This window comes from Egibacteraceae bacterium, from assembly GCA_040905805.1.
GTDB lineage: Bacteria > Actinomycetota > Nitriliruptoria > Euzebyales > Egibacteraceae > DATLGH01.
Genome location: JBBDQS010000107.1, coordinates 86143 through 90807, shown reverse-complemented (window position 1 = coordinate 90807; position 4665 = coordinate 86143). Strand labels below are relative to the sequence as shown.

The window sequence follows — 4665 nt, the reverse complement described above, 5'->3', positions numbered from 1 at the left end:
GCCGCCCCCCCCCCCCCCGCGCCCGGCTGCTCATCACTGTAGCCGACCGGCTGCGGGCCCTACAGGGCCCTACGGCTTCGGAGTGGCAGTCCCCGAGCAGGGCGTAGTCACCGATATGGTTCATGGTGGACGACGAGCATAGGGGAGGCAGGTCGGGTTACCGCAGCCGCTTGCGGGATAGGACTTTGTCGCCGTGTTGAACCTCACCGCCATCTACCTCGACTTCCAGGACCCGGCCAGCTACCGGGCCTGGAAGTGGCTGTCGCTGCTGCCGGAGCGGGCAGGCGTGGAGGTCCGGCCGTACTCGCAGGACGCCGAGTCGAGCCCGTGGGATCGCGAGCAGCCGAGCACCGGCCTGGAGCTCCTCGCCCTCGGTGAGCTCGCCCGCGACGCGGGACCGCACGTCCACGCGGCATTCATCGACGCGGCGTTCGGCGCGGTGCACGACCACGACGAGGAGGTGTCGAGCGTGGAGGCGTGGTTGGCGCTCGGCTCCAAGGTGGGCCTGGACCTCGACGCCTTCACCGCCGACGCGGAGCGGTGGCGCGCGGAGGTCGGGCTGTGGCACCAGGAGGCGCGCGACGAGTGCGGGGTGTCCAACGTGCCCACGACCGTCTGGGACGGGGCCCACGCGCTGTTCCTGCGCCTGGCCGACGACGTGGCGGACGAGGCGGCGGCGCGCCGGCTGCTGCACGCACTGGCCGAGCTGGTCGCGGCGCCCGTGGCGGAGGCCCGCCGCACGATGTGAGGTGGCGGGCGCTACGCTCGCAGGACGCGATTCGAGGAGATGTGCCGTGGCCACCGATCACCGTGCGACGCTCGCGGAGTACGAGGCGAAGCTCGCCGACGTGAAGGAGTACCTTTGACGTCGACGGCAAGCGTCGCCGGCTGACCGAGCTGAACGCCGCCGCCGCGTCACCCGACCTCTGGGACGACCCCGCCACCGCCCAGCGGGTGATGGGGGAGCTGTCCGCGGTCGAGGACGACATCCGCGTGGTCGAGGACTTCTCCGCCCGGCTGTCCGACCTGTCCGTGCTGAACGACCTCGCCCGCGAGGAGGACGACGAGGCGACCGCCACCGAGGTGGACGAGGGACTGTCCGTGCTGGCGCACGCGCTGGCGGACCTGGAGATCCGGGTGCTGCTCTCGGGGGAGCACGACAACCGCGACGCCGTGGTCACGGTGCACGCGGGTGCCGGCGGCACCGACTCCCAGGACTGGGCGGAGACCCTGGAGCGCATGGTCCTGCGCTGGTCCGAGCGCCGCGGCTTCAAGGTCGATCTCCACGACGAGCAGGAGGGCGACGAGGCGGGGATCCGCTCGGCGACGTTCACCGTGCACGGACCACGGGTGTACGGGCTGCTGCACGCCGAGCGGGGCGTGCACCGGTTGGTGCGGATCAGCCCGTTCGACGCGCAGAAGCGTCGCCACACCGCGTTCGCCAGCCTCGATGTCGTGCCGCTGCTCGACGAGGTGGACACCGACGTGACGGTCGGCGAGGACGACCTGCGCGTCGACGTCTACCGGTCCTCGGGTCCAGGCGGGCAGGGGGTCAACACGACAGACTCCGCGGTGCGGCTCACGCACCTGCCGACCGGCATCGTCGTGGCCTGCCAGAACGAGCGCAGCCAGCTGCAGAACAAGGCCACGGCGATGACGTTGCTGCGCGCCAAGCTCGCCGAGCTGGAGCGCCAGAAGCGGGAGGAGGAGCTGGACGCCGTGCGCGGCGAGCAGCAGGAGGTGGCCTGGGGCAGCCAGATCCGCTCGTACGTCCTGCACCCCTATCAGATGGTCAAGGACCATCGCACGGGGCAGGAGACCGGCAACACCTCCGACGTCCTGGACGGCGACCTCGACCCGTTCATCGCCGCGTACCTGCAGTGGAAGGCCCGGGGCGACAGCGACCGCAAGAGCGATGGCGAGACGTCATCGGAGTAGGGGACCGGCGCCGGGCCACCGCCCCGACGGCCAGGGGCGCCTCGTGGTTGCGGGAGGACTCCGGTGCTACGCTTCGCCGTTGATGCGTCGTCCGATGTCCGGGCCTGCGCTGCCCTCTCCCGATCCCCCGCCGGTAGGCGCGAGGCCACCCCTGTGATCCGACTCGACAACGTCACCAAGACCTACAAGAACAGTGTGGTCGCGCTGAAGGACGTCACCCTGGAGATCGTCAAGGGTGAGTTCGTCTTCCTGGTGGGCGCCTCGGGGTCGGGCAAGAGCACGTTCATCAAGCTGCTGCTGAAGGACGAGAACCCCGACACCGGGGAGATCTTCGTCGCCGGCAAGCGGCTGAACAGCCTGAAGACCTGGCGCATCCCCGCCCTGCGACGCGAGCTCGGCTGTGTGTTCCAGGACTTCAAGCTGCTCGACAACAAGACCGTCGCGGAGAACGTGTCGTTCGCGCTCGAGGTCATCGGCAAGCCCCGCAGCGCCATCCGCGAGACCGTCCCCGAGGTGCTCGACCTCGTCGGGCTCGGCCACAAGCACGATGCGATGCCGCACGAGCTGTCCGGGGGGGAGCAGCAGCGCGTGTCGGTCGCCCGGGCGTTCGTCAACCGCCCGCGCATCCTGCTCTGCGACGAGCCCACCGGCAACCTCGACCCCACGACCAGCGTCGGGATCATGAAGCTGCTCGACCGCATCAACCGCACGGGGACGACCGTGGTGATGGCCACCCACGACCAGCACATCGTCGACTCGATGCGTCGGCGGGTGGTGGAGCTGTCGGACGGGGTGCTCGTCCGCGACCAGACGCGCGGGGTGTACGGCTATGGGTCCTAGGGGCCGCTACCTCGTCGCCGAGCTCACCACGGGCCTGCGGCGCAACACCCTGATGATCGTCGCCACCATCGTGACGGTGACGGTGAGCCTCGCGCTGCTCGGCGCGGCCCTGCTGGTGCAGAAGCAGGTCGACCTCGCCCGGGACCTGTTCTACGCCCAGGTGGAGGTCTCCATCTTCCTCCAGGACGGCATCGCGGCGAGCACCCGCGACTCGCTGCACGAGGACCTGGTCGGCAGCCCGGTCGTGGAGGACGTCCTCTACGAGTCCAAAGAGGACACGTTCGCCCACTTCCAGGAGATCTTCGCCGACGACCCGGTCATGCAGGACAGCGTGACCCCCGACGACCTGCCGGCCTCGTTCCGGGTCCAGCTGACCGACCCCGAGCAGTATGCCGTGGTGGCCTCCCAGTTCTCCGGGTATCCCGGCGTGGACGAGGTCGTTGACCAGCGCGACGTCCTCGAGCGGTTCTTCTCCGTCATGGAGGCGCTGCGCAACGGCGCCCTGGTGGTCGCGCTTCTGCAGCTCGGCGCGGCCGTGGCGCTGATCTTCAACACCATCCGCATCACGGCGTTCGCGCGGCGTGAGCAGACCGGGATCATGAAGCTGGTGGGGGCGACCAACTGGTACATCCGGCTGCCCTTCGTGCTGGAGGGGGTGGTCGCCGGCGTGCTGGGGGCGACCCTGGCGAGCCTCCTGCTCTACGTGGGGCTGCAGACGCTGGTCGACGGGCTGCGCCAGCAGATCTTCTTCGTGCCGTTCGTGGGCACGGACGACTTCCTGAGCGTGGTGCCGATCTTGATGTTGGTCGGGGCGGGGATCGCGGCCATGGCCTCCTTCGTGTCCCTGCGACGGTTCCTGGCGGTCTAGTGCCGGCAGCCACACCCGGGTGGGCCGGGGTCCTGTTGCTGGAGTTGTTGCGGTTGCCAGACGTGACTGGGTGCCACTATGGTTGTCCGCGTGCCTGGGGTCAGGATGAATGAGCGTCGGGGCCGACGCGTGGTGACGCTGCTCTGCGTGACCGGCCTGCTGCTGCCGTTGACCGGCGGGATCGCCGTCTCCTCACCCCGGTCGCAGCTGGACGCGGTCCACGACCGGCTGGACAGCGTGCGCGGCGACCTGCGCCAGCTCGATGGGCGCCGGTCGGTGACCATGAGCGACCTCGAGGAGTCCCAGGCGCGCCAGGCGGCGCTCGACACCCGCCTGCAGGCCCTGACCGGCGAGCTGTACACCGCCCAGGCGGCGCTGTCGGAGGCCGACGCGACCCTCGGGGCGACGACCGCCGACCTCGAACGCACCCAGCAGCACCTGGCCCAGACCCGCGAGGACCTCGACGGCGCCCGCGACACGCTGGCTGCCCGTGCCCGTGCCGCGTACATGTACGGGGGGTCGGGCGGCGGCAACACCTCGATGCTGTTCGGCATCAGCGACGTCACCGAGTTCAACCGGGCGCTCTCCTACGCGCAGCGGGTCCTCGGCACCGACCAGGACGCCATCACGCTGGTGGGCAACCTGGAGCGCGAGGTGCAGGCGGCAGCGGCCGAGCTCGCGCTGGTGCAGGAGCGCCACCAGGCCGAGCGCCAGGTCGCGGCCGTCGAGCGCGACCGGGTCGCGGGCATGGTCGACGAGCAGCAGGCCCTGCACGATGCGGTGGCCGCCGAGGCCGACCGCCACGCGACCATGCTCGCGGAGCTGAACGCGGACCGGGCCACCCACGTGGCCCTGATCGACTCGTTGAAGACCGAGAGCGAGCAGCTGGAGGCGGAGCTGCGCCGGCAGGCCGAGGAGGCTCGCCGGGCTGAGGCGGCCCGCCGCCTGGCCGCGGAGGAGTCGCGGCGGGTGGCGGCGGCCACCGCCCCCCGCCCCCGCCCGTCCGCCGCGGCGCCCCC

Annotated in this window: 5 protein-coding genes; all 5 read left to right on the top strand. The window is 70.9% G+C overall.

The features are described from left to right. Window positions 1-193: 193 nt before the first annotated feature. Entirely contained in the window at window positions 194-748 is a 555-nt protein-coding gene (locus WD250_12320; GenBank protein MEX2620988.1) for a hypothetical protein, read from the top strand. 100 nt (window positions 749-848) lie between these two features. After that, window positions 849-1938 (top strand): peptide chain release factor 2 gene (gene prfB / locus WD250_12315; protein ID MEX2620987.1). Its coding sequence is split into 2 segments (ribosomal slippage): window positions 849-863 and window positions 865-1938, totalling 1089 coding nucleotides; the frame shifts between segments, so codons are not numbered across the junction. Between the two features lie 153 nt (window positions 1939-2091). Beyond that, window positions 2092-2778, top strand: coding sequence for a cell division ATP-binding protein FtsE (ftsE, locus tag WD250_12310; protein MEX2620986.1), 687 nt, complete (start codon window positions 2092-2094; stop codon window positions 2776-2778). Next, a complete protein-coding gene (gene ftsX, locus WD250_12305) occupies window positions 2768-3646 on the top strand; it encodes a permease-like cell division protein FtsX (protein MEX2620985.1) in 879 nt (292 codons plus the stop codon). Before ftsE ends, ftsX begins: the two co-directional genes overlap by 11 nt. A gap of 105 nt (window positions 3647-3751) precedes the next feature. Further along, window positions 3752-4665, top strand: a 914-nt coding sequence (locus WD250_12300) for a hypothetical protein (protein MEX2620984.1), incomplete at its 3' end; no start/stop codon positions are given.

Bases quoted from the DNA above. Each gene is read 5' to 3' on its own strand.
- ftsX (MEX2620985.1), top strand. From the start codon at position 2,768: ATGGGTCCTAGGGGCCGCTACCTCGTCGCCGAGCTCACCACGGGCCTG.